This is a genomic window from Desulfatiglans anilini DSM 4660 (assembly GCF_000422285.1).
In the GTDB taxonomy this organism is placed as follows: domain Bacteria; phylum Desulfobacterota; class DSM-4660; order Desulfatiglandales; family Desulfatiglandaceae; genus Desulfatiglans; species Desulfatiglans anilini.
Window position 1 is genome coordinate 48,883 of the sequence record NZ_KE383814.1, and the last position, 23,556, is coordinate 72,438.

The 23,556-nt window shown below is 60.7% G+C and carries 21 protein-coding genes; 8 read left to right on the forward strand and 13 right to left on the reverse strand.

Annotated features, from left to right (window positions below; all coding sequences use genetic code 11):
* Positions 1 to 2 precede the first annotated feature (2 nt).
* The 8 genes from H567_RS0121530 (at position 3) to H567_RS0121565 (ending at position 7,537) form a co-directional block, all read left to right on the forward strand.
* The gene (locus H567_RS0121530; protein ID WP_084517739.1) at positions 3 to 536 is read left to right on the forward strand and encodes an OmpH/Skp family outer membrane protein; all 534 of its coding nucleotides are present in this window, start codon (positions 3 to 5) and stop codon (positions 534 to 536) included.
* 142 nt (positions 537 to 678) lie between these two features.
* A complete protein-coding gene (gene lpxD / locus H567_RS0121535; RefSeq protein WP_028322963.1) occupies positions 679 to 1,716 on the forward strand; it encodes a UDP-3-O-(3-hydroxymyristoyl)glucosamine N-acyltransferase in 1,038 nt (345 codons plus the stop codon).
* A gap of 3 nt (positions 1,717 to 1,719) precedes the next feature.
* Positions 1,720 to 2,166: a 3-hydroxyacyl-ACP dehydratase FabZ gene (fabZ, locus tag H567_RS0121540; RefSeq protein WP_028322964.1), complete on the forward strand. Its 447-nt coding sequence runs from the start codon at positions 1,720 to 1,722 to the stop codon at positions 2,164 to 2,166.
* 67 nt (positions 2,167 to 2,233) lie between these two features.
* On the forward strand, positions 2,234 to 3,007 hold the full coding sequence (lpxA, locus tag H567_RS0121545) for an acyl-ACP--UDP-N-acetylglucosamine O-acyltransferase (protein WP_028322965.1): 774 nt from the start codon (positions 2,234 to 2,236) through the stop codon (positions 3,005 to 3,007).
* Positions 3,008 to 3,104: 97 nt separating this feature from the next.
* On the forward strand, positions 3,105 to 3,944 hold the full coding sequence (locus tag H567_RS0121550) for an LpxI family protein (RefSeq protein ID WP_028322966.1): 840 nt from the start codon (positions 3,105 to 3,107) through the stop codon (positions 3,942 to 3,944).
* 82 nt (positions 3,945 to 4,026) lie between these two features.
* Entirely contained in the window at positions 4,027 to 4,995 is a 969-nt protein-coding gene (locus H567_RS26635) for a Gfo/Idh/MocA family protein (protein WP_035255743.1), read from the forward strand.
* A complete protein-coding gene (gene lpxB, locus H567_RS0121560) occupies positions 4,970 to 6,154 on the forward strand; it encodes a lipid-A-disaccharide synthase (protein ID WP_208598458.1) in 1,185 nt (394 codons plus the stop codon). Before H567_RS26635 ends, lpxB begins: the two co-directional genes overlap by 26 nt.
* 3 nt (positions 6,155 to 6,157) lie before the next feature.
* Positions 6,158 to 7,537 (forward strand): sigma-54-dependent transcriptional regulator, encoded by a 1,380-nt coding sequence (locus tag H567_RS0121565; protein WP_028322968.1) that lies wholly within the window; start codon positions 6,158 to 6,160, stop codon positions 7,535 to 7,537.
* On the opposite strand, the gene yihA is transcribed toward H567_RS0121565, so the two are convergent.
* The 13 genes from yihA to H567_RS0121635 all read right to left on the reverse strand — a co-directional run bounded on the left by yihA (position 7,501) and on the right by H567_RS0121635 (position 23,539).
* Positions 7,501 to 8,121 carry a ribosome biogenesis GTP-binding protein YihA/YsxC gene (gene yihA, locus H567_RS0121570; protein WP_028322969.1) on the reverse strand — a complete coding sequence of 207 codons (621 nt, stop codon included), beginning with the start codon at positions 8,119 to 8,121 and terminating at the stop codon, positions 7,501 to 7,503. The two genes, H567_RS0121565 and yihA, sit on opposite strands and share 37 nt — an antisense overlap.
* A 1-nt stretch (position 8,122) precedes the next feature.
* Positions 8,123 to 9,268: a pyridoxal phosphate-dependent aminotransferase gene (locus H567_RS0121575; protein ID WP_028322970.1), complete on the reverse strand. Its 1,146-nt coding sequence runs from the start codon at positions 9,266 to 9,268 to the stop codon at positions 8,123 to 8,125.
* 192 nt (positions 9,269 to 9,460) lie between these two features.
* Entirely contained in the window at positions 9,461 to 10,333 is an 873-nt protein-coding gene (gene hisG / locus H567_RS0121580; RefSeq protein ID WP_028322971.1) for an ATP phosphoribosyltransferase, read from the reverse strand.
* Entirely contained in the window at positions 10,330 to 10,713 is a 384-nt protein-coding gene (hisI, locus tag H567_RS0121585; protein ID WP_051185203.1) for a phosphoribosyl-AMP cyclohydrolase, read from the reverse strand. The genes hisG and hisI overlap by 4 nt, the downstream gene beginning before the upstream one ends.
* 566 nt (positions 10,714 to 11,279) lie before the next feature.
* A complete protein-coding gene (rlmN, locus tag H567_RS0121595) occupies positions 11,280 to 12,350 on the reverse strand; it encodes a dual-specificity RNA methyltransferase RlmN (RefSeq protein WP_028322974.1) in 1,071 nt (356 codons plus the stop codon).
* On the reverse strand, positions 12,343 to 13,038 hold the full coding sequence (locus tag H567_RS26640; RefSeq protein WP_051185204.1) for a thymidylate synthase: 696 nt from the start codon (positions 13,036 to 13,038) through the stop codon (positions 12,343 to 12,345). Before H567_RS26640 ends, rlmN begins: the two co-directional genes overlap by 8 nt.
* Before the next feature lie 86 nt (positions 13,039 to 13,124).
* Positions 13,125 to 14,048, reverse strand: a complete 924-nt coding sequence (locus H567_RS0121605; protein WP_028322975.1) for a bile acid:sodium symporter family protein — start codon at positions 14,046 to 14,048, stop codon at positions 13,125 to 13,127.
* A 65-nt stretch (positions 14,049 to 14,113) separates the two neighbouring features.
* Positions 14,114 to 14,944, reverse strand: a complete 831-nt coding sequence (locus H567_RS0121610) for a hypothetical protein (RefSeq protein ID WP_028322976.1) — start codon at positions 14,942 to 14,944, stop codon at positions 14,114 to 14,116.
* A 739-nt stretch (positions 14,945 to 15,683) separates the two neighbouring features.
* Positions 15,684 to 17,051, reverse strand: a complete 1,368-nt coding sequence (gene mgtE / locus H567_RS0121615) for a magnesium transporter (protein WP_051185205.1) — start codon at positions 17,049 to 17,051, stop codon at positions 15,684 to 15,686.
* 24 nt (positions 17,052 to 17,075) lie between these two features.
* Entirely contained in the window at positions 17,076 to 18,044 is a 969-nt protein-coding gene (locus tag H567_RS26645) for a DHH family phosphoesterase (RefSeq protein ID WP_035255788.1), read from the reverse strand.
* 376 nt (positions 18,045 to 18,420) lie between these two features.
* A complete protein-coding gene (locus H567_RS0121625) occupies positions 18,421 to 19,284 on the reverse strand; it encodes a sugar phosphate isomerase/epimerase family protein (RefSeq protein WP_028322978.1) in 864 nt (287 codons plus the stop codon).
* Between the two features lie 77 nt (positions 19,285 to 19,361).
* Positions 19,362 to 21,827, reverse strand: coding sequence for a CoB-CoM heterodisulfide reductase HdrA2 (gene hdrA2, locus H567_RS26650; protein ID WP_084517749.1), 2,466 nt, complete (start codon positions 21,825 to 21,827; stop codon positions 19,362 to 19,364).
* Between the two features lie 83 nt (positions 21,828 to 21,910).
* Positions 21,911 to 23,539 carry a hydrogenase iron-sulfur subunit gene (locus tag H567_RS0121635; protein ID WP_051185207.1) on the reverse strand — a complete coding sequence of 543 codons (1,629 nt, stop codon included), beginning with the start codon at positions 23,537 to 23,539 and terminating at the stop codon, positions 21,911 to 21,913.
* Positions 23,540 to 23,556 lie beyond the last annotated feature (17 nt).

A 23,556-nucleotide genomic window follows, 5' to 3' on the forward strand; every position in this document is an offset into this window, starting at 1 on the left:
GTATGACTGGTCTGAAGAGAAGGTTTGGCTTGGTGGGCGCCTTACTGTGTGTGCTGATGTGGCATGCCGGAGCGATGGCTGCGAATGGCAACAAAATAGGTGTCGTCGATCTCCAGCGGTGTATTCAGGAGACTGATGAAGGAAAGAAGATCTATCAGGAGCTGAAAACGAAGAAGGATGAGATGCAGAGGCGTCTGGACGAGAAGCAGGACGAAATCTTGCGGTTGAAGGAAGAGCTCGAAAAGCAAAGCATGATGCTGAGCGTGGATGCCAAGGAGGACAAGCAGAAGGAATTCGAGCGCAAAGGGCGGGAATTCAAATATATGTATGACGATTTGAGCGAAGAAATGAGGAAGGCCGAAGCCGAGGCCAAGAAGGACATCCTCCAGGATCTGGAAACGGTCGTAACGCGGATAGGGGAGAACGATAAATATCAGATGATCTTCGAGAGGCGCAGCTCCGGCATCATGTTTATCGACAACGCTGTCGATATCACGGACGAAGTCATCAAGGCCTATAACCAGATGAAGAGATAGACGCATCGGATGCCGTGCAGAAAAGGTTTTTTCGGCGTTTGCCGGGGCTGGCTGCGGCGTTCGGGCCGGGGCGATGGTCCGGGGCCGGCCAGGATATACAGTGAAGGGTGTTTCAGGACAGCATGCAGATAGGAGCGGCGATTTGCAGATAGAGGTCAATGAGATTGCGCGCCGGGTAGAAGGGCGCGTCTGCGGGGATGGCGCGCGTGTCGTTACGGGAATCCAGGCTCTCGACGCGGCGAAAGAAAGCGACATCAGCTTCTTCGCCGACGTCCGCTATGCCGATGCGCTTGCCCATACCAGGGCCGGGGCGGTCATCGTGCGCGAAGAGACGGCCGGATTCGAAGGGCCTCAGGTCATCGTCGCGAATCCGCAGGTGGCTTACGCCAAGGTCGCGTCGCTGTTTCAGAGGCCGCTGCCCCGGCATCCCGGCGTCAGCCCGGAGGCTTGCATCCATTCGTCTGCGCAAATCGGACCCGGGGCATCCATCCACCCGCTTGTTTTTGTCGGGGAAGGGGCCGTCGTCGGGGAGGATGCGGTGCTCTTTCCGGGGGTCTACGTCGGGGCGCGGGCGCGCATCGGGGCTCGGACCGTTCTGCATCCGAATGTCAGTGTTCTGCATGACTGCATTGTCGGGAACGATGTGATCGTGCATGCCGGAACGGTGATCGGGAGCGACGGCTTCGGCTATGTGCGGGACGGCGGTCATTCGGTGAAGATCCCGCAGATCGGCATCGTCCAGATCGATGACCAGGTCGAGATCGGAGCCAACAACTGTATCGACCGGGCCGCCCTTGGAAGGACGTGGATCCGGCAGGGGGTCAAAACCGACAATCTGGTGCAGATCGCGCACAACGTGGTGATCGGGGAAGGGAGTCTTGTGGTGGCCCAGGCGGGGATCTCCGGCAGCGTGAAGATCGGGCGGGGCGTTGTCCTCGGCGGACAGGTCGGGATCGCAGACCACCTCGAGATCGGAGACGGCGCCAGGGTGGCTTCCCAGAGCGGTGTCATGCGGTCCATCGAGCCGGGCGAGGCCGTCAACGGATCGCCGGCGATGCCGCACCGGCAGTTCATGCGGATGGCGGCCTTGACGGCGCGGCTGCCTCAACTGAATGAGCGCGTCAAGAAACTCGAAAAAATGATCGAGGCGCTTGCTCCGTTCGTGAAAGAAAGGACATGATCGATGGATTTGCCGCTCGTTTACGAAGACATCATCCAGATTTTACCGCATCGTTACCCGTTCCTGCTCGTGGACCGGATCACCGAACTCGAGCCCGGCAAGCGGATTGTGGGTTACAAGAATGTGACGGCCAACGAGCCGTTTTTTCAAGGGCATTTCCCGGGCAAGCCGATCATGCCGGGGGTGCTGATCGTCGAGGCCATGGCCCAGACCGGCGGTGTGCTCGCCGGATGCTCCGCCGCAGAAGAAGGAGCGGCAAAGGGATTCGATCAAGTCTTCTTTATGGCCCTCGACAAGGTGAAGTTTCGCCGCCCGGTGGTTCCGGGGGATCAACTGCGCTTCGAGGTGGAGGCCCTGCGGGCCGGTTCGCGCGTCTGGAAGCTGGCGGGGAAGGCCTTCGTCGGTGAAGTTCTGGCGGCCGAGGCGGAGATGACGGCGAGCGTCAGCTGAGGCCCAGGGGCCGGACTGGAAAAGGAAGACATCATCGCTTCAGGAGGGGCGGAAGAAAAGAATTCTCATGAACATACATCCTACCGCAGTCATAAGCGCGGGGGCCGAGCTGGGAACCGATGTGTCGGTCGGCCCCTATTCCACGATTGGGCCGCATGTCCTTGTCGGTGACAGGACCGAGATCGGGGCCCACGTGGTCATCGAGGGTCATACGTATATCGGCCGGGACAATCGGATCTATCCCTTTTCCTCCATCGGGACAGCACCCCAGGATATCGGATACCGGGGGGAAGACACCCGCCTCAATATCGGCGACAAGAACGTCATCCGCGAATATGTGACGATCCACCGGGCGACCACCAAGCAGCACTGGGAAACGATCCTCGGGGACCAGAATTATGTGATGGCCTATGCGCATATCGCCCATGACTGCATTCTCGGGAACAATGTGATCATGTCCAACGTCGCCACACTGGCAGGGCATATCACGGTAGGGGATCACGCCATCCTGGGCGGGTTGGTCGCGGTGCACCAGTTCGTGAGGATCGGGGACTACGCGTTTCTGGGCGGCAAATCGGGCATCGACCGGGACGTCCCGCCGTTCATGATCACCGCCGGCGAGCGCGCCCGCCTCTATGGGATCAACCGCAAGGGGCTGGCGCGGATGGGTTTCAGCCGCGAAGTGATCGACGGTCTCAAGAAGGCCTATCAGATCATCTGGCGGGAGAAGCGCAGGTTCGAGGAGGGGATTCGGGCGGTCCGTGAACAGATTCCTTCTTTCCCGGAGCTGGAGATGTTGCTGAATTTCTTCGAGGGCTCGAAGCGGGGTATTTTGCGTTGAGCCTGGATCGGAGGCGTTTCGAGGAAAAGGAAGAAGACCCGGCAACGGGTTTCGGAAAGTTGGGCGCAAGCGGCGTTCGACTGTGGAGAGGATGGTCATGAGCGAAGAACCCGCCTCGGTGATCGGGATCATCGCCGGGGGCGGCCGGTTCCCGATCATGGCCGCCGCAGCCGCCAGAGAAAAGGGGTTGAAGGTGATCGCCGTCGCCCACTTGGGCGAGACGGATCCGGCTCTCGAGGCCGCGGCGGACGAGATTGTCTGGGTGAAGCTCGGTCAGCTCGGGCAGGTGATCAAGGCCCTGAAGGGGCACAACGTGCGGCAGGCCCTGATGGCCGGCACGATCACCAAGCGGCGGATGTTCGAGGGGATCAGGCCCGACCTCCGCGGCCTGGCGCTTGCCTCGAAGCTTGCCCTCTTTCACGACGACGATATCCTGCGGGCGGTGTCGCGCGAGTTTGCGAAGGACGGCATCGAGATCGTGCCCTCGACCGCGTTTCTGCCGGGCCTGGTGGCGCCGGGCGGATGCCTGACGCGCCGGAAACTCTCCCGGGGGGAACTCGAAGACGTGCGCTGCGGATGGCGGATCGCCAAGGAGCTCGGGCGGCTCGACATCGGCCAGTGTGTGGTTGTGAGGGAGAAGGCCGTTCTGGCGGTCGAGGCCATCGACGGGACGGATGCTACGATCCGCCGGGGAGGGGTGATCGCCGGTGAGAAGGCGGTGGTGGTGAAGGTCTCCAAGCCCACGCAGGATCTGCGCTTCGATATGCCGACGGTGGGTCTTCAGACGATCGAGCTGATGGCCGAATTCCGGGCGGCCGTCCTGGCGGTGGAGGCAGGGAAGACCTTGATGTTCGACCGCGAGGCGATGATTGCAAAGGCGGAGAAAGCGGGTATCAAGATCGTTTCGTTCGAGGCCGGGGAGATGGACCAGGCGTGATTCGGCCACGTATAGACGTCTGGTGGCGGTCTCCTCGCGGCCGCGTTGCACATAGGATCGAAGGGAGGTTCGTCTCATCGTGATGCATGAAAGAGTGCGGGTGGGTGTCATCGGCGTGGGGCATCTCGGCGAGTATCACGTGCAGAAGTACACGGCCCTGCCCGAGGCGGAACTGGTCGGCGTGGTCGATAGCGACGCGGGCCGTGCCGAAGAAATCTCCCGCCGCTACGGGACGATGTGTTATGACGACCTGGACGGTCTCCTCGGGCGCGTCGATGCGGTGAGTCTTGCCGTTCCGACGGAGCAACATCATGAGGTCGGACGCCGTATCCTGAAGGCGGGGGTGCACGTCCTGATCGAAAAGCCGATCACCTATGATCTGGCGCATGCCGGCGAACTGATCGCACTGGCGGACAAGGCGGGTCTGGTCCTGCAGGTCGGGCACGTCGAGCGTTTCAACCCGGCGGTCGTTGAAATGAGCGGGATGCTCGATCGGCCCATTTTCATCGAGTCCCACAGGATGAACCTTTTTACGACGCGCGGGACGGATGTGGACGTGGTCCTGGACCTCATGATCCATGACCTCGATATCATTCTGCACATGGTGCGGGCGGAGGTGCGGGAGGTCCATGCCGTCGGGCTTTCCGTCATCACGCCGCAGACGGACATCGCCAATGTCCGGATCATCTTCGACAACGGAACGGTCGGGAACCTGACCGCCAGCCGGGTCTCGAACAATATGCTCCGGAAGATCCGGATCTTTCAGCCTGACGCTTACATCTCGGTAAACTGCGCCAAGCGCGAAATCAGCCGCACGGAGCTTGACCGCGAGCAAAAGGGGGCCGACGGCTTTCCCCAGATCGTCACACGGAAGAAGAGCTTTCCGGGGAGTGATCCGCTCGCCGATCAGATCGCGGCCTTCGTGAAGGCGGTGCGCGAGGGGGCCGCGCCTGTCGTGAGCGGCCGGGATGGGCGCAGAGCGCTTCAGGTGGCCCTTGCCATCATCGATCAGATCAAAGAGGGCTGTGACCATTTCAAGCGCATCCGCTGAGAAGCGCCGTCCGAGGACGGTGATGATCCTTGCCGGAGAGGCATCGGGCGATCTGCATGGCGCGAAGCTTGTCGAGGCGATTGAGCGGCATGAGCCAGGGGTCTCCTTTGTCGGCATCGGCGGGGCGTACATGGAGCAGGCCGGCGTGCGGCTCGTCGAGCAGGCTTCCCGGATGGCCGTTGTCGGTTTGACAGAGGTGTTTCGCAAGGGTCGGGTCCTCTTGAGGGGCCTGCGGGAGGTCAAGCGCATCCTTCGTTGCGAACCCCCTTCCCTGTTGATCCTGATCGACTACCCCGACTTCAATATCCATGTGGCGGGCACCGCCAGGCGGTGCGGCATCCCGGTGCTTTACTACATCAGCCCGCAGGTCTGGGCGTGGCGCAAGGGCCGCATCCGGAAGATCTGGCGGCGCATCGAGCGGATGGCGGTCATCCTTCCATTCGAAGAGGCCTTCTATCGGCGCCATGGTGTGGCGGTCGATTACGTGGGCCATCCCTTGATGGACAGCGTGCCTTCCCAGCTGGTCGAGCACGCGGCGGCGCTCGACTGGCCCCGAACCGGGGATGCCCCCATGGTAGGAATTGTACCCGGCAGCCGCGAGGAAGAGATCCGCCATCTCCTGCCTATCATGATGGAGGCGGCCGGAATGCTGAGGGGGCGGTTTCCGGGGCTGCGCGCTCTTCTGCCGCTTGCATCGTCCGTGAAGGAAGCCACCATCCGGGAGATTGCCGGTGGCAGCCCCGTCCCCCTTGAGATTTCTCCGGAAGGCCTTCCGCGGGTCCTCGGGCGCTGTCACGCTGCGATGGTCACTTCGGGAACGGCAACCCTCGAAACCGCCATCGCGGGAGTGCCCATGGTAGTGGCCTATCAGCTCTCTGCTCTCAGTTACTGGGCGGGGCGCCTCCTGGTCAAGGTGCCGTTTATCAGCCTGGTCAACCTGGTAGCCGGCAGGGCCGTCGTGCGGGAGCTGATTCAGCAAGAGGCGACGGCGGCGAACCTTGCCCGCGAGGTTGGCCGGCTGCTCGAAGATCCGCCTTACAGGCGCGCCATGCTGCAGGGCCTAAACGAGGTCAGGCGTTTGCTCGGTGAAGGAGGCGCCTCCGGGCGCGCTGCGCTGATCGCAATCGACATGCTGCACAAACAAAGCGTTGACGGTTAGGAAATGGCAAGAAGCATTCTGGTGGTGGACGACGAGGAGAGCATCCTTCAATCCGTCGAGGGCATCCTGAGCGACGAGGGGTTGGAGGTCGTCTGGGCGATGAGCGGTTCCGAGGCCTTGGAACGAATCGAGGAAAGCATCCCGGACCTGGTCCTCCTGGATATCTGGATGCCGGGCCTCGACGGGATCGAGACCCTGGTCAAGATCAAGGAGCACTGCCCCACGCTGCAGGTGATCATGATGTCCGGGCACGGCAACATCGAGACCGCCGTCAAGGCGACCCGCCTGGGCGCCTACGATTTCATCGAAAAGCCCCTGTCGCTCGAGAAACTGCTGCTTGCCGTCAACAATGCCCTCGATTACAACCGCCTGGAAGAGGAGATTTCCCTCCTCAGGGAGACGCAGAGAGGACGTTACCGGATCACGGGGGAGAGCAAGGCGATCACGCAGTTGAAGGAGCAGATCCGCATCGTCGCCCCGACCAACGCCTGGGTTCTGATCTCCGGAGAAAACGGCACCGGCAAGGAACTGGTGGCCCACACGATTCATCGGTTGAGCAAGCGCAGCCGGAAGCCTATGGTGGAGGTCAATTGCGCCGCGATCCCCGAGGAGCTGATCGAAAGCGAACTCTTCGGACACGAAAAGGGAGCGTTTACGGGCGCTTCGACCATGCGGAAGGGCAAGTTCGACCTGGCGCACGAAGGGACGCTGTTTCTGGACGAGATCGGGGACATGAGTCTGAAGGCCCAGTCGAAGACCTTGCGCATCCTGCAGGAGCAGAAATTCGAGCGCGTCGGTGGATCGAAGACCATCAGTGTGGATGTCCGTGTGATCGCCGCGACCAACAAGGACCTGGAAGCGGAGATCGAAAAGGGCCGTTTTCGGGAGGACCTCTACTTCCGTTTGAACGTCATCCCCATGCGGGTTCCGCCGCTCAGGGAGCGCCGGGAGGACATCCCGGAACTCATTGGGGAGTTTATCCGGGATTTCGCCGGCGCTATGAACACCGAACCGAAGGAGATCAGCCCGGAGGCGTTGGCGGTTCTCCGGCAGTACGAGTGGCCGGGCAACGTGCGCGAGCTGAAAAACCTCGTAGAACGTCTGATGATCATGACCCAGGAGACCGTCATCGAGGCGAAGGACGTTCCTCCTCCCTACAACAACCGCTCCCGGGCGGGGGCCGAAGAGGTGCCTGAGGCTATACAGGCCGGTACCCTCAAGGAGGCCAGAAGCGCATTCGAAAAGGCCTACATCGAGAGCAAGCTGCGGGAATGCAACTGGAACATCTCCCAGACCGCCGAGGCGATCGGGATCGAGCGAAGCAATCTTCACCGGAAGATCAAGGCTTACGGGTTGGACGACGGCCGGTTCAAGGATGAATAGTCGCGCGGGCCTCCCGCAAGGGAATGGATCGCCTTCCAGATCTCATCGCGGCCTTGGCGGGTTTTGGCCGAAAACAGGATGGGCGGCATGTGGAGGAGCCCTGACAGGCTCGTGGTGATGTCCCGCAGGCGCCCCTGGGCCTGATTCCTGGAGAGTTTGTCGGCCTTGGTCAGAACCGGGAGTGCCGGGATCCCATAGGTGATCAGCCAGTCCAAGAGTTCCTTGTCCCCCGGGGCAGGGTCTCGCCGTATATCCAGAATGACCACCACCGCCGCCAGATTGGTGCGGTTCAGCAGGTATTCCTCCACCATCCGCCGCCAGGATTCCTTGACTGAAAGCGGGACCTTCGCGAAGCCGTAGCCGGGCAGATCCACGAGATAGAAGGCGTCGCCGAGCCGAAAGAAATTGATGGCCTGGGTGCGGCCTGGGCTCGCGCTCGTGCGGGCGAGCCCGCGCCGGTTGACGAGGACGTTGATCAGGGATGACTTGCCGACGTTGGATCGCCCCGCGAACGCGATTTCGGGCCGGTCGGGCGGGGGAAAGTGCTCTTTCCGGTAGGCGGCCTTGACGAAAGCGGCATCCATATCAACGGGTCTCGATGAAGCGTTCGAGCCGATCCAGCCCTTCCTTGATGCGGTCCAGGTGGTTGGCGTAGGAAAAGCGCAAATACCCCTCTACGTTGGCTCCAAAATCGATCCCTGGCGTAACGCCCACTCCCGCCTTCTCTAGGATTTCAAAGGCCAGGTCATAGGATTTCTCTTCGAGGTGCCGCGCGTTGACCAGGAGATAAAAGGCGCCCGCAGGCTCGACGGGGAGGCGGAAGCCCATTTTCTGGATCCGGTCGATCATGTAGCGCCGACGCTCGTCATAGATCTCGACCATCCTCTGGACGTCCGCTGCAGCCTCTTCCAACGCCGCCACCCCTGCCCACTGGGAGATGCTGCCAGCTGAGATGAAGAGGTTCTGCTGAACCTTCTGGAGTGGACGGATGAACTCGGGTGGTGCGATGATGTAGCCGAGGCGCCACCCGGTCATGGCGTAGCGCTTGGAAAAGCCGTTCAGGACGAAGGCGTTGCGGGTGAACTCCAGGATCGAGTGAGCCGGATGGCCATAAACCAGGCCGTGGTAGATCTCATCCGAGACGATGGGCAGTCCGAGACCGGCGATCTCTTTCATCCGGTCCGAGTCGAGAAGGTTGCCGGTTGGATTGGCCGGGGAGTTGATGAGAACGGCGCGGGTCCTTCGGGTGACGGCCTTTTGAATGGCGTCCGCGCGCAGTTGAAAGCCATCCTCCTCGGAGCAGCGCACGAAGACCGGCTCCGCCCCGATGAACCGGGCGAAGTTCGGATAGCAGGGGTAGTGAGGGTCGGACAGGATGATCTCATCGCCTGGTTCGAGGAGCGCCGCAAAGATCATGAAGAGGGCAGGAGAAGTCCCGGATGTGACGAGGATCTGCTCCGGGGTCACCGAAACGCCGTAGGCCTGCAGGTGGTGGCGGCAGATGGCCTCCCGCAGGGCCAGGAGGCCCAGGCTGTGCGTGTAGTGCGTTTCTCCCCGGGCGATGGCCTTGACAGCTGCGTTGCAGATGCACGGAGGCGTCGTGAAGTCGGGTTCGCCGATCTCGAGATGGACGACGTCCCGGCCGGCCTTTTCCATCTGCTGGGCCTTTTCCAGGATGTCCATGACGATGAATGGCGGTATGTCGAGGGTGCGCCTGCTGATGTGCGCCATGTCGTCTCCTTGACGGATCCGTTGGGTGTCTGAGCCCATGGTGGGGCCCTGCGCCGGGGGCGGCGCCTGCTGTCTGTTCACAGTCTGCTCGAGAGCCGCCCTTCGCTGAGCCATGAAGCCTTTCGTCACGGCCTGTTCGCTTTGCTCGGGCAAGAGGCCTCCGCCGTCCTGGGACGGTTCGGTCTGAAGCCGTCAGATGACCTTGTTCAGATTGTATTCGATGATCCCCTGGGCGCCCGCCTGCAAGAGCCGGGGGATGAGATCCCGCACGGCGCGGGTGTCCACCACCGTCTCGACCGAGACCCAGTCGGTGTTGTGCAGCCCGGCGATCGTCGGGGCGTTCAGGCTGGGCAGAAGGGCTATGACGGTCTCCTTCTTGTCCAACGGGAGGTTCATCTTGAGGCCGACCAGGCGTTCGGCTCGCAGCGCGCCTTTGAGAAGCAGGATGATCTGCTCGATCTTGGCGCGTTTCCACGGGTCCGCGTAGGCCTCCCGGTTGGCGATGAACCGCGTGTTGGTCTGCATGAGTTCGTGGATGATCTTCAGCCCGTGGGCGCGGATCGTCGACCCGGTCTCGGTGACCTCCACGATCGCATCGGCGAGGCCCGAGACGACCTTCGCCTCGGTGGCGCCCCAGGAGAAGGAGACCTTGACGTTGATGCCGTGCTGTTCGAAAAAGCGGCGGGTGAAGTTGACCAGTTCAGTGGCGATCTTCTTGCCTTCGAGGTCTTCGAGGCGGCGGATGTCGGAGTCCGCCGGCACGGCCAGGACCCAGCGGGCGGGATTGGCGCTCACCTTCGAATAGACCAGATCATCCACGACCACGACGTCGGATTCGTTTTCCTCGATCCAGTCCTTGCCGGTCAGTCCGGCGTCGATGGTGCCGCTTTCGACGTAGCGGGACATTTCCTGCGCACGGCAGATGCTGCAGGCGATGGTTTCGTCATTAATGTCGGGGAAGTAGCTGCGATCATTCACATTGATCTTCCATCCCGACTTTTCGAACAAATTGATCGTAGCGTTCTGGAGGCTCCCCTTGGGGATGCCGAGTTTGAGCGTGCTCATTTTCCATATACCTTTTCAGGATCGAATATCTTCTTTCCTACGATAGTGACGTTGCCGAATGTATCGACCTGCTGGTGGAAGCAGGTGTCATAGCCGGTGTGGCACGCGGCGCCCCCGACCTGTTCGACGCGGAAGAGGACCGTGTCGTTGTCGCAGTCCGCGTAGATCTCCTTCACCTTCTGCACATGGCCGGAGGTGCCGCCCTTGTGCCAGAGCTCCTGGCGCGAGCGGCTCCAGTAATGCACTTCCCCCGTCTTGAGGGTCATGTCCCAGGCTTCCTGGTTGATGTAGGCGAGCATCAAGACCTTGCCCGAGCGATGATCCTGGGCGATCGCGGGAAGAAGGCCGTTTCCCTTCGAAAAATTCAATTTGATGGTCATAGCGGGTCCTTTGGTATCGGGTTTTCATCCGGCGGGAATCCCGAGGCCTCCCTTTCTATTCCGGGAGGGAAAGAAATGGACGTCCGTCGGTCTGCGGGGATTGCACCAGTGGAAGCGGACTGCTGTGCCGGTCGGCCGGCCTCTGTAGACGCCGATTTCCATCCGGCCGGAGCGTCTGCCGCGGGTAGGCCGGTCCCGTGAAGTACAGCGGGTGTTGTCACTCTCTCCTTGATAAAAGTATCCGTAGGTCCGAAAGGGAAACCGGCCGGATTCCGAACGATCAAAATAACATTGAAGGCGCCGCCGGTGCAACCCGTATTTCGCCTCCTCTGCGAAACAACGGTTTCGCCCCATCAGCAGGGCGGAGCCGCCCGGGGGCTTTCCCATAGGCCTTCATCTTTCCATCACCCTTCAGGTAACTACTATCCTGCCGCAGGGGGTGCCGGGCCAGGCGCATTGCCGAGTCGCCTTCCTTGTCTTGTGAAGCTTGACGGCTCTTTCGGCGCCGAAGGCGTGCGGGAAAAATCAGGTCATAGAGGGAAATATTTTTACGTGGCAAGGGCTTTTCAAGCCTGCAGGACCTGATCCGGCCCGCTGCCTGATCGGGCTTCATGCTCCTCATACTGTCCGCTCAACTGACCGCAGGCGGCGAGGATGTCCTGCCCTTTGCTTTTGCGGATGATGGCCGTGTAATGGCGCTGAATGAGAACTTCTTGAAATTGCAGGATCCTCTCCATGGAGGACGGCTTGAAGGGCGATTCCGGGTGCGGGTTGAGGGGGATCAGGTTGATCTTGGCGCGAATCCCGCGGAGAAGGGACGTCAGACGCTCCGCGTCCCGCTCCGAATCGTTGACGCCCTCCATGAGGATGTACTCGAAGGTGATCATCCGGCGATTCGGCAGGGGGAACTCCCGGCAGGCGGCGAGAAGCTCGGGGAGGGGATAGCGCCGGTTGACAGGCATCAGGAAATCGCGGGTCTCCGGGTCGGCGGCGTTCAAGGACACGGCCAGGTTGACGGTCATCTCCCGCCCGAGTCGGCGCATCACGGGGACGAGGCCGCAGGTCGAGAGCGTCACCTTGCGGTGCGAAAAATTGAGGCCTTCATCCGCCGTCAGGATGCCAACGGCCTTTTTGACGTTTTCATAATTGGCCAAAGGCTCGCCCATCCCCATCAGCACCAGGTTGGTGAGCTGGTCCGGATCGTCCATGGACCGTTTGACCTCGAGGACCTGATCCACGATTTCGGCGGGCGAAAGATTCCGGTGAAACCCCTGCCGGGCTGTGAGGCAAAAGCGGCAGCCCATGGCGCACCCTGCCTGGGAGGAGATGCACAAGGTCCAGTGGTCCCGCTCGGGAATCAGGACCGACTCGATGAAGAAACCGTCGCTGAGCCTGAAGAGGACCTTGCGGGTGGTATCCCGGGAAATCTGAAGATCGGCGGTCTCGAGGCTCGAAAACCGGCATTCGCCGGCGAGGCGTGCGCGCAGGTCCTTCGGCAGACTGGTCATTTCGTCGAATCCGCGGGCGAGGCGCTTGAAGATCCAGTGGCGCACCTGTCTTGCCCGATAGGGCTCGATGCCCAGGACCTCGGCGCAGGCCTCCGTTTCGCGGTTGTCCATTCCGGAGATCTCAATCATCGGTCCGGCATTCTCCTTTGCTGAGGGCCTGAGGGTTGGGGCACATGGTGCGCAGTTTCGCGAGTTCCCATACGTAGTCGTACAGGTGAAGCCCCTTGCTGGCGGCGATGATCTCGCCGTCGCCAACGCCGATCTCCCCGGCCATGTACTCCTTCAGGAGTTGGATGGCTCCGAGGTTGGCCGGAAAGCCGTTCCAGAGATCCCACGACCGGAAATAGACCACGAAGTGGAGTTTTCCGTCCCGGATACGGGTGTCGATGCCTCGCAGACAAGGCGGATCCTTGAGAAAAATGGCCTCCGGGTTTCCCACCGTCATATAGGCCTGATTGGTGCCGAATCCATCCTCCCGGTACATACGGATGACCTCCTGTATCTGCATCTCCAGGTAGGACCCGTAGGTGTAATCCTCTCCGGGCTGCTTTACGGCTGTCATGAGATAGGGGAGGTAGCTTTCGAGATAGCCTTCCGCGACGGGGTTCGGGATGCCCAGGGCCGGCGGGATGTCCGGCAAAAGGGGCCGGGTTTCCGGAAATCGGACATGGACGGTGACATAGTCGAACTCGAGCCGCTTCTGCCCCTCGTAGCTTCCGCGCTCGATAATGTATTCATGCCCCGTTTCGAGCAGGCGGTATACGCATTGGAACCACGCGTCCGGCAGGTCGCGGGCCTGGATGAACTCGGGTTGCATCGCGGATCTCCTTAGAGAAAAATAAACTCATAATGTTATCCGACTTGTGACCGTCCGGCAATGCAAATGAGACCTTGCCGGGAGGTCTATGCATAGGCAGCCCCCTTTTCCCTTATCTGGCGATAGGCCCGCAGGGGAAGGATGAGGCCGAAGAATGGGATCATGTAGACGGCGGCCAGGGTCGGTTCCAGGGGCCCGAAGAACTGGGCGGCGAAGACGATGATCAGGACGTTGTTCATGTTGCCGAAAGAGACAGCGGCCCCCACCTGTTGCGGCAGGGTTCTCCGGAATGCCGTCAGGATGCCGGCCGCGAGAAGGATCAGGGCCAGGATGATCGCGACGAGCGTCGCCTCGAGGAGCGTCCCCGGATTCTGCTGAAAAAAAACGGCGTATTTCGAAAAGACCCCGAAGTTGATCAAGGCGAAGATCACAAGGGATATCGGGAAGCGTCGCTTCATGAGAGCGGCGGTCAGCTTGGGGAGGAGGCGCCGGCTCAATTCCACCGCTGCAATGGGGATGAAAACGGTCAAGACCAGCATGCGGAACATCGGTCCGAACGGAACATGGAATTCCTGGCCCGGCAGGAACCGGACGAGCACGGGCAGCGTGATGGGTACGAGCGGTGAGGTGAGCACCACCATCGCAAGGACGATGGGCATGTCCGCATCGAGCAGTCCGGCAATGAAAGGCGCCACCACGCCCGTCGACACCCCGGCGAGGAGCAGGACGGCGAGGGCGTACTCCGGGTAGATCGCCCGGCAGGCGAGGTAAAGGATGAGCGGCAGGATGAAGAGCTTGGCTGCGCAGAGCCACAAAACGGTGATCTTGATGTTGCGCACAGTTCCCAGAACCGTTTCGACCCGGATGGAGAGAAAGCTCAGGTAGAGCAGAAACATCATCAGGTAGAGCGGGTAGGGTTGAAAGAAGGCGCACGGCCCCGGTGCAAGGATGCCGGCCGCCATGGAAGAGAACACCACCAGCAGAAGGATGAAGTCGTTCAAGCGGAACATGGATAGCCAGTCTCCTCGGACGCAGTTGTTTTGGAGGGTGTTTTCTTCCGGGGTCCGAGCTGCGGCTACCCTTCCCAGTACAAGAGGAGCCGGTGCGACAGGGCATCGAGGAGCGGATGCCCCTGCGCTTCAGCGGCCGGCGGCTGCATTTCGAGAACGGTCACTTTGGCTCTCTGAGGCCCTTCTGTGAGAAAGTCCTGCCGTACAGTCAGGGTGAGCCCGCGCTCTTCGCAAAGGTCCTTCGCCAGGTTCGGCACCTCGGGGTTCAGCGTGAGAAGGGGCGCTTCCGGGGCAACCGCCTTGCTGAAAAGCCAGAGCCAGGCTTCGATGGCGGACGCCGTCTGCTCCCGGGTCAAATAACCGTAACCGCCGCCGGCGCTCAACTGGTTGAAGAAAGGATCGGGCGGGGGCGTCTCTTCCAGGGCATCGGCCAGGAGCGGGCCGCGACCCTTGGCCTCGTCGAGGAGGGTGTCGGCTTCCCTGCCGTTCAATTCGACCTGGGTGGACATATGCAGGATCAGGTGGCGGTGCAGCGTCGCCGCGCGCGGGAATGCAGCGGCTTCGCTCCCGACTTTGATCTCCTGGCGAATCAGCCATGCCGGGGAGTCTTCATCCTGTCGGGCCATATAGGCCTTGATGAAGCCTTGGTATCCCCGCTCCGGATGGTTTCCGATCCAGGTCTGGTACTCGCCCAGGACGGCGCTGAAATCACCCTCGGGCCTGAGGTCTTCAGGGGGGTAAACGCATTTCAACCGTTTCATCAGGGCCTGATCGCCGATCCGGGGTGGTTCCATGTACCAGGGGATTCCCGCCGTCAGGCTCTCGCACGTTCTGAGCACCGCTTCGAGATCACCCTCAGCCAATACGCAATGAGGAAAGAGAACAGCCTGCTTCATATCGAATTCCTTATAAAAGGGGTCGGACCAACCTAATAATTTAATATTATTACAATAGCGCTTCAAAAAACGACCTTTTTTGGCCTTAGAAGAAGGTTTTGGGGCATCAAATCGCCTTTCTGAGCGATATATTTAAATGGGGTCGGACCAAGCTATTTGTTTGATATCACTGCAATAGCACTCCAAAAACCGGCCCTTTTTCCCCTTAGAAGTAAGTTTTGGGGCATCAAATCGCCTTTCTAAGCGATATTGTTTTAATTGAAAATCAGTTTTTATTCTTCGAAAGAACTTGACGGATTTGGATAGAACAGATTCCAACATGAAAATATTTTTATTCTCAGTCTCTCCTCTCTCTGCACGTTTGCTTATGTGGCGAGTTCAAATCGCCTCAAAGCGAACGTTTGATCTCATTGCCAAAATGACGGCGTAGCGGGACTGAGCGTGCGAAGTGTGTGAAAAAACCAGCCTCCCCAAGCGTGTGGAGAAAATCCCTCATTTCCGGATTAGAAGCCGCGCAACACGAGACAATCATCTCCGGATACATCTACCTGCAGCCGTCACGTGGTTCCGGATCTTGACCTTTCGGGCAAACGAAAGCAAGACTCTTATTCCTTTCGCCTTCGAACAAGTTCTTGAGAGGCGTTCACCTCGCTTAGAATGGACTTTTTATGGTCGAAATAGTCCTTTTAAGCCAATAAAAACCACTGTAAAAAGCCAATTTTGTTGTTATTAGAGATTGTTATCTTGGTCCGACCCCTAAGTACAAGCTGACGAGGCCAAGGTAGATCAGAAGGCCGAGGATGTCATTCGATGTGGTGACGAATGGTCCCGTGGCCAGCGCCGGGTCGATATTGAACTTTTTCAAGGCGAACGGCACCGCGGAGCCGATGAACGCGGAGTTCAGAACGATCAGGCAGGCGGCGAGGGCCACGACGGTCCCCAGTTGCATGTCTGCAAGCCAAACGGCGACGATCGAACCAACCAGGGCGCCGCAGATGATCCCATTGATGAGGGCGACGCGCAGCTCCATCAGAAGCCGCCTGTGAATAGCGAACATGGTGATGTCCCCGGTGGCGAGTCCGCGCACCACCACGGTGGCCGCCTGTGTCCCGGTGTTGCCTCCCATGGCCATGATGACCGGAAAAAAGAAGGAAAGGGCGATGATTCGCTCAAGGGATGTTTCGAACTGATGAATGACGGCCGCGGCCAGAATGCCGCCGAAGACGCCGGCGATGAGCCAGGGGAGGCGCGCCCGGGAGATCTTGAGGCTGGATTCTTCGGCGATCTCCTGCGGCATGACGCCGGCCATGCGTGCGATGTCTTCGTCCACCTCATCCTCGATGACGTCGATGATATCGTCATGAGTGATGCGCCCTACCAGACGGTGATAGTCGTCTACGACCGGGATGCTGACCAGGTCGTACTTGGTGACGAGGCGCGCCACCTCTTCCTGATCGGTGCGGACGTGCACGGAAATCACCTCCGTGTTCATGATATCGCTTATTTTGCGGTCAGGCGGTTCAAGCACGAGGTCTTTCAGAGACACGACTCCCACCAGACGATCGAAGTCATCCACCACCCAGATAAAGTAGACGTTCTCGACCTCTTCCCGGCGCTGACGGATGGAATCGATGGCATCCTGCACGGTGAAACCGGCCCGGACGGCAATGAATTCGAGGGCCATGATGCCGCCGGCCGAATCTTCGGGGTAAGGGAGCAGCTTCGCCAGTTCGTCGGATACATCGTTCTCCAAGGCTTCGAGGATGTTTCTGGCGCGGTCCTCCGGCAGGTCGCCGACCAGGTCCGCAGCATCATCCGAATCGAGTTCCTGGACGATCTCCGAGATGGTCTGATCGTCCAGATCGCGAAGCAGCAGGTCCTGGGCCGGCGATTCCATTTCGATCAGGACTTCGCCGGCATCCTGGGGTTCGAGGAGCTTGAAGATAAAAAGCCGCTCCTCAGGGTCCAGGTGCTCGATCAGATCGGCCGCATCGGCCGGGCGCATCTCGTCGATCAGCTTGAGGAGGCTGTCTTCATCCTCAACACGGATGAAATGTTCCACCCGGTCGACAAGATTATGGTCGATGTCCGCGCTATAAGTTGCCAAAGGTTTTCCCTTCAGTCCTCGAATCTACTTCGAGTCCTTTAGAATTTTGAGGATGAATCGCTCTATTTGCGTGATTCCCTTCGCCTCCTTGACGATGTTCTCCAGGGGGATCTCGGCCCGGGCCGCCGAGCGGTGTCCGCCGGCCGATGCGCCCAGAGGGCCGAAAAGCCGCTGTGCGGTCTTCCCTGCATTGGCCCGGAAGCCGGCGTTGCGCAGGATGACGATAAGCTTGTCCTGATAGACGCCTGAGGCGAAGCTCCAGGTGACTTCGGCAAGCCGCATGAAAAAATCGGCGATGATGACCAGGGTATCCGGATTCTTGACGGCTCCCATATGGACGTAGGCCCTGTTTTTGGTGATGACGACGCTGTCCAGGGCCTGTTTGTAGCTCGAGAGGATCTTCTTCGTCATCTCGGAGGACTCGATCTTTTTGACAATGTTCAGATTCGCGAAAGAGTAGAGGTAGCGGAAGGCGTTGAGGTCGTTCGGCAGGGAGTCCCGGATGAAATTGGCCGTGTCGTTTTTGATGCCGAAGAACAGGGCGGTCGCGAGCCGCGGTGATGGTTGGATCTTCGCCGCCCGCAGGTATTCGGTCATCATGGTGGCCGTAGCGCCGTAGGTCTCGCGGATGTCCATGAATTGGGCCCTGCAGCCCTCACAGTGCGGGTGGTGGTCGATGATGATATCGAAATTGCGCGTTCCGAAGGACTCGTGATGATGCGGCTGGGAGTCGACGATCGCCCACCGGGTGAATTCGGAAACCTTGAGACGCCGGATGTGACGCTGGTCGATCTTGAGGAGCTTGACCATCGCCAGATTGTCGGGCCGTTGGATTGCGTTGACGTGGAAAACTTTGACCTTGCGTGCCTTCCGCCAGAAAAAACGCTTGAGGGCCATGGCGGCCGACATCGCATCCGGGTCGGCGTTGATCAGGATGGCGAGGCTGTCTTCAGGGTTTACGACTTCCTGAAGGCGTTTCACTTTTTCAGCCATTGGGGTGGATTTCGGAAAAGGATGATCCATCCAGGCAGCAGTTGCTGTGCTCTCATTTTCCGGCATGTTTCCTTTGTTTCCTCCACATCCGGAACGCCGACGTGTACAACCGGGGAATGAGGTTTCCGGATATTTTGCACGCTTGCCCGATCCCTTTTCGGAGGCGCCCCTGTCGGTCGATGGGTTCAGGAGCCCACGCCTTTCTGCGAGTGAAGGTGAAGGCATGGGGCGAAGCAAGTGGGAGACAAAGCCCACCCGTCGGCCTGTGGTCCAAACTTCGCAGGCTGCTGCTGGAAGAGCGCTTCCGAGCCGGCTCCAGTCTAACAGATGCGCCGCGTCAATTCAACGTCCGCGGAATTTCGGCGGCGGATTCCCCTCACCAGGGCCAAAGGGCGCTAAGCGCTTCAAGGGCTGGTTCGAGATCGTCTTCGCGGTGGGGTTCGAGGGTGATTACCGGAGGAGTCGGGAGCAGACTGGACAACTGTTTGAAAAAGGCCTGAAAGTCAATGGTGCCGGCCCCGATCGCGAGATGCTGATCGGTTCGGCCGTCATTGTCATGAAGGTGAAGCTGCCTGATGAAAGGGGCCATGACGTCCACCCAGTTTTCGAGAGGGGCGCGCCCGAAAGCCGATTGGTGCCCGATATCGAGGCAGAATCCGATCTCGGGGTGATCGATGGCTTCGAAGATGTGCTTCATGTTTTCAGGGGTCCACTCGTAGACGTTTTCGAGCACCAGACGGGTGGGCGATTCTTTCAGCCTGTCGGCCAGAGCCCTCCAGAAGGAGACGCTTCGCTTGAGCCAGCCCCACTTGAAAGGGCCGTAGCGCGTAACGTCGTAGTTTGCGTGCGCGACGAGGGTCTTCGGTTCGAACACCGCTACCCACTCGAGGAGTTGTCTGAATCGGCGGCGGGTGACATCCCGGATCGCTTCGTCGGGCGACCCGGGCGACAGATCGGTAAACGGGGCGTGCAAGGTAATCGTGCGACCGGCCTCATGGAGCTTTCGTACCAGCGCTAGGCAGTCGCGCGGTTGAAAGCGGTCGAGCGCGGGGGCATCGAGGCCGATCTCCGGGTTGAGGCCCCGTTGGATGAAGCTTTCGCCGTACCCGTCGATAAAGAGACGGAACGGGAGATTGACCTGGACGATACGCCGCAAGTTTTCGACGGTGATTCTTTTTACGATCGCCTCACTGACGACGGGGGAGCCGGTTCGGGTTTCCTGGCAAGTGACGTTGATCATGTCGTTGTTGTACCTTTCCGTATAAAACTTACAGCATCCAGGGCTGGAATCAGCATTGGAAACACGAACGGAGCCGGTCATTGCACCGGCAACGGCCCCGACGGCCCCTTGCCCCGTGGTTTGCTCAGGGCCTCGATGGTCGCAAAGATCTCTTCGGCCGTGACGGTCCGCCGCAGGGATTCCATACGCCGCATCACCTCTGCGAACCGGGTCCCTTCGGCGGCGCTGATCCACTCGAGTTGAAGCCTTTCGGGCCGGATACCAAGGCGGGCCATCTTTTTCTGGACCTTCTCGATGCGTTTCAGGGTCCAGTTATTAGCATCAATATAATGACAATCTCCGATATGGCAACCGCTGACGAGGATCACCGGGGCGCCGGCTCGAAACCCCCGCCAGATGAAATCCTCATCCACGCGGCCTGAACACATGGTGCGGATCAGTCTGACGTTCGATGGATACTGGAGCCGCGATACCCCGGCGTAATCCGCTCCGGCATAGGAGCACCAGTTGCAGGCGAAGACCAGGACCTTGCCGGAGGGCTCGGCTTCAAGCAGCGTGTCGATCTGGGCCGTGATCTGCCGGTCGCTGAAGTGGTTCATGTCGATCGCGTCGAAAGGGCATTCCGCCGCGCAGGTGCCGCACCCCGCGCAGGCCGCCGTGTTCACCACGGCCGGGGCCTTCTTCTTCGGGTCCACGGTAATGGCGTTGTAGGGGCAGACCTCGGCGCATCGGCCGCAGGCCTTGCACTGTTCGGCGAGGATGACCGAGGTGATGGGTTCGGTCGTGATCTCACCGCGGTGCAGGAGGCGGATCGCCCGGGCGGCCGCGGCAGACGCCTGTGTGACGCTTTCCTTGATGTCCTTCGGCCCTTCGGCGCACCCCGCGTAAAAGACGCCGCGGGTGGCGGCATCCACCGGTTGAAGCTTCGGGTGGGCCTCCAGGAAGAAGCCGTCCGGCGTCAACTGAAGCCCGAGCATCTCCTGAAGCCGCTGGGTGCTGGAGGCGGGTTTTATCCCCAGGGCCAGGACCAGCATGTCGAGTTCGTGGACCTCGAGCCTGCTCGTCGCGGTGTTCTCGACCGCCACCCGGAGGCTCCGGTCTTCGGTCTCCTCCACGGTCCCGGGGAGTCCGCGGATGTATTGCACGCCCAGTCGCCGGCTGCGGCGGTAGAGATCTTCGAACCCCTTGCCGAATGCGCGGATATCGATATAGAAGACCTTGACCTCCACCTCGGGGTTGTGCTCCTTGATGAGGAGGGTGCTCTTGATCGTGTTCATACAGCAGATGTTGGAGCAGTACTCGGCCCCTTTGTTGAGGGAGCGCGAGCCGACGCACTGGATGAAGCCGATCGTCTTCGGGTGACGCCGGTCCGTAGGGCGGATCAGTTCGCCTCTGCTCGGCCCGCCGGCATTGACCAGCCGCTCGAATTCAAGGCTCGTCAGGACGTTTTCGAAGCGCGTGTAGCCGTATTCGTCCATTTCGGTCGGGTCATAGACCTCGAGTCCGGTGGCCACCACGATAGCCCCGACGCGCTCCACCCGCTCCTCATCCGACATGCGGAAATCGATGCAGTGCTTGGCGCAGGCCTCCACGCACTTGGAGCACACGGCCGGATTGTGCCCCAGGCACTCGTTGACATTGATCATATAGGCGGATGGGACGGCCTGTGGAAAAGGCGAGAAGATGGCCTTGCGGGAGGAGAGGCCGAGGTTGAACTCATCCGGGCGGACCACGGGGCAGACCTTCGCGCAGTCCCCGCAGGCGGTGCACTCCTTCTCGTTGACGTAGCGGGCCTTTTTCAGAATCTTGACGTCGAAGTTTCCGACGGAGCCTTTGACCTCGACGACTTCACTGAGGGTGTGGAGGGTGATCCGGGGATGTCGACCGACATCCGTCATCTTCGGACCGAGGATTCAGATCGAACAATCCATCGTTGGAAAGGTCTTGTCGAGCTGCGCCATGGTCCCGCCGATAGAGCCCCGCTTCTCCACCAGCACCACGTCGAAGTCATTGTCGGCCAGGTCGAGGGCCGTCTGGATGCCGGCGACGCCGCCGCCGATCACGAGCGCGCGCCGGGTCAGCGGCAGCGTTTCGCCCGTCAGCGGCTCGAGTTCGCGCACACGCGAGACAGCCATCCTGACGAGGTCCATTGCCTTGGCCGTGGCCGCCGGCCGGTCTCCCATGTGCACCCAGCTGCACTGCTCGCGGAGATTCGCCATCTCGAGCAGATAAGGGTTGATCCCGATCGACTGGAGCATCTGCCGAAAGGTCGGCTCGTGAAGCCTGGGAGAACAGGATGCCACCACCAGCCGGTCGAGTCCGTTTTCGAGGATGTCGGTTTTGATCTGCTGCTGTCCGGGCTCCGAGCAGGCGTATGCGATGTCCTTGGCGAGGACCACGCCGTCCCATGCCGCCGCTTCCTCGGCCACTTGGCCGCAGTCGACCGTCTGGGCGATGTTGAGGCCGCAGTGGCAGACATAAACGCCGATGCGCGGTTTGGCTCCGGGCGTTTCCTTCGTTCGTGCTTCCAGAGTGTTTTCCATATTCCGGGCAGTCCTTGTGTTGTTTCAGCGTCTGCTGCGTGGATGTTTCACGGGCTTCGGGGCCGGGATTACGCGATTGCTCTTCACTCCCACTGGATCGTCCGTGCCAGGAGCGTTGTCAGATCCACGGTTTCCATCTCGAGGGACTCCCCTATGAAGGGATCCTGCATGGCGCAGCGGAGATGGATCTGGCACTTGGGGCAGGCCGTCACCAGCAGGTCGGCGCCGGTGGCCCGGGCCTGCCTCAGGCGGTGGACCTGAAGGGCCTTGCTGAAGGCGTCGCAGCCGGTCCAGGCGGTGTTGCCGCAGCAGATGGCCCCTCCGCCGCGCTCCTGCATCTCTCCGAAGCCGGCCGAGTCCAGACGTCCGAGCAGCTTGCGAGGCAGGGCGCTCTTCTTCTCGAAGCGGCTCAGACGGCAGGGATCCTGAAAGGTCAGGCTCCGGTTGAGCCGCTTGAACCCCACCGCTCCCTTGTCGATCTCGCGCTCCAGGAAGTCCATCAGCAGGGTGACTTTGAAGGGGGTTTCCACGCCGTTGGCGGGGTAGTCATGGGAGAAGGTCCGGTACCCTTCGGGACAGCATACAATGACTTCTTCAACCCCGGAGGCGCGGATGGCCTCGACATTCAGGCGGGCAAGCTTCAGAAAGTTTTCCTGATCTCCGCTCCAGTACAGGTCGTGCCCGCAGCATCGCTCCGCATCCAGGAGCGCGGGGTGGATGTCGAAGAAGTTCAGGAGCCGGAGGCTGTCCACGAGGATGTCACGGGTCGTGACCCCGAGGTGGGTGCGGAAAAAGATGTCGAAGTAGGGCGCGCATCCCCCGAAAAACAGGACCTTGCTTTGCGGATCGGTCTGGATGTCGTCCGGAAGCCAGCTCCAGTGATGGATCCGGAGATCCGGGCTGGTCATCGTGCGGCTCAGGGATTGAAAGAAGCCCCCGTGGGCCTCGTGTCCCCCGAGCCCGTGTGCGAGGAGGATCCGGCGAACCTCCCGGACGAACCCCGGAAAGTTCACGGCCGAAGGGCAGCGGTCCGAGCACAGTCCGCAGGTCAGGCAGGACCAGATGTCGCGGCGGACACCCTCATCGTCCCATTGGCCTGCAATCAGGGCGTTGGCGGTGGAGCGCGGTGAAAAGGTCTTCCCGGCCAGGGTCAGGGGGCAGGCCGAGGAGCACTTGCCGCAGTCCTGGCAGGCGTAGACGTCGTATTCCCGAAGAACCTGGTTGAGGGCGGGGGTCGGATCGCCCTGCACCGCCGGAAGGGGATAGGGCGCCACCGGGCTCTTGTCGAGGGACTGGATATCGTCTGAAAACTGCCGGAGGAACTGAAGCAAGCCGGCGGAATCGTCGGGCAGAAAGAGCCCCAGGCGGAGCCGGGTGGCCCCGAGGCCGAGGAGATCCAGGATCTCGCAGGTGTCACGGACGTTGGCCCGTGCGGCCTTCGTCCCGCTCCCGTAGCGGCATGTCCCTTCGTGGCACCCGATGAGCGCGACCCCGTCGGCGCCCATCTCGAAGGGTTTGAACAGAAGCGCCTTGGTAATCCGCCCCGTGCAGGGGATCCGGACCATCTTGACCGCTTCGGGAATCGGGGCGCATTCATCCTGAAGACGCTGGAAAGCGGCGTGCGGCCCCCAACTGCAGAGGAAAAGGATGATGCTGCGCGCTGGACCCGGCACGGGTGTGGCGCGCGATTCTATCTGGGGTTTTCCGTTCATCGAAGCTCGCTTTCCCG

Coding starts and splice junctions, on each gene's coding strand:
- H567_RS0121530 (WP_084517739.1), top strand. CDS start 3: ATGACTGGTCTGAAGAGAAGGTTTGGCTTGGTGGGCGCCTTACTGTGT.
- fabZ (WP_028322964.1), top strand. CDS start 1,720: ATGGATTTGCCGCTCGTTTACGAAGACATCATCCAGATTTTACCGCAT.
- lpxA (WP_028322965.1), top strand. CDS start 2,234: ATGAACATACATCCTACCGCAGTCATAAGCGCGGGGGCCGAGCTGGGA.
- H567_RS0121550 (WP_028322966.1), top strand. CDS start 3,105: ATGAGCGAAGAACCCGCCTCGGTGATCGGGATCATCGCCGGGGGCGGC.
- H567_RS26635 (WP_035255743.1), top strand. CDS start 4,027: ATGCATGAAAGAGTGCGGGTGGGTGTCATCGGCGTGGGGCATCTCGGC.
- H567_RS0121565 (WP_028322968.1), top strand. CDS start 6,158: ATGGCAAGAAGCATTCTGGTGGTGGACGACGAGGAGAGCATCCTTCAA.
- yihA (WP_028322969.1), bottom strand. CDS start 8,121: ATGGATGCCGCTTTCGTCAAGGCCGCCTACCGGAAAGAGCACTTTCCC.
- H567_RS0121575 (WP_028322970.1), bottom strand. CDS start 9,268: ATGGCGCACATCAGCAGGCGCACCCTCGACATACCGCCATTCATCGTC.
- hisG (WP_028322971.1), bottom strand. CDS start 10,333: ATGAGCACGCTCAAACTCGGCATCCCCAAGGGGAGCCTCCAGAACGCT.
- hisI (WP_051185203.1), bottom strand. CDS start 10,713: ATGACCATCAAATTGAATTTTTCGAAGGGAAACGGCCTTCTTCCCGCG.
- rlmN (WP_028322974.1), bottom strand. CDS start 12,350: ATGATTGAGATCTCCGGAATGGACAACCGCGAAACGGAGGCCTGCGCC.
- H567_RS26640 (WP_051185204.1), bottom strand. CDS start 13,038: ATGCAACCCGAGTTCATCCAGGCCCGCGACCTGCCGGACGCGTGGTTC.
- H567_RS0121605 (WP_028322975.1), bottom strand. CDS start 14,048: ATGTTCCGCTTGAACGACTTCATCCTTCTGCTGGTGGTGTTCTCTTCC.
- H567_RS0121610 (WP_028322976.1), bottom strand. CDS start 14,944: ATGAAGCAGGCTGTTCTCTTTCCTCATTGCGTATTGGCTGAGGGTGAT.
- H567_RS26645 (WP_035255788.1), bottom strand. CDS start 18,044: ATGGCTGAAAAAGTGAAACGCCTTCAGGAAGTCGTAAACCCTGAAGAC.
- H567_RS0121625 (WP_028322978.1), bottom strand. CDS start 19,284: ATGATCAACGTCACTTGCCAGGAAACCCGAACCGGCTCCCCCGTCGTC.
- H567_RS0121635 (WP_051185207.1), bottom strand. CDS start 23,539: ATGAACGGAAAACCCCAGATAGAATCGCGCGCCACACCCGTGCCGGGT.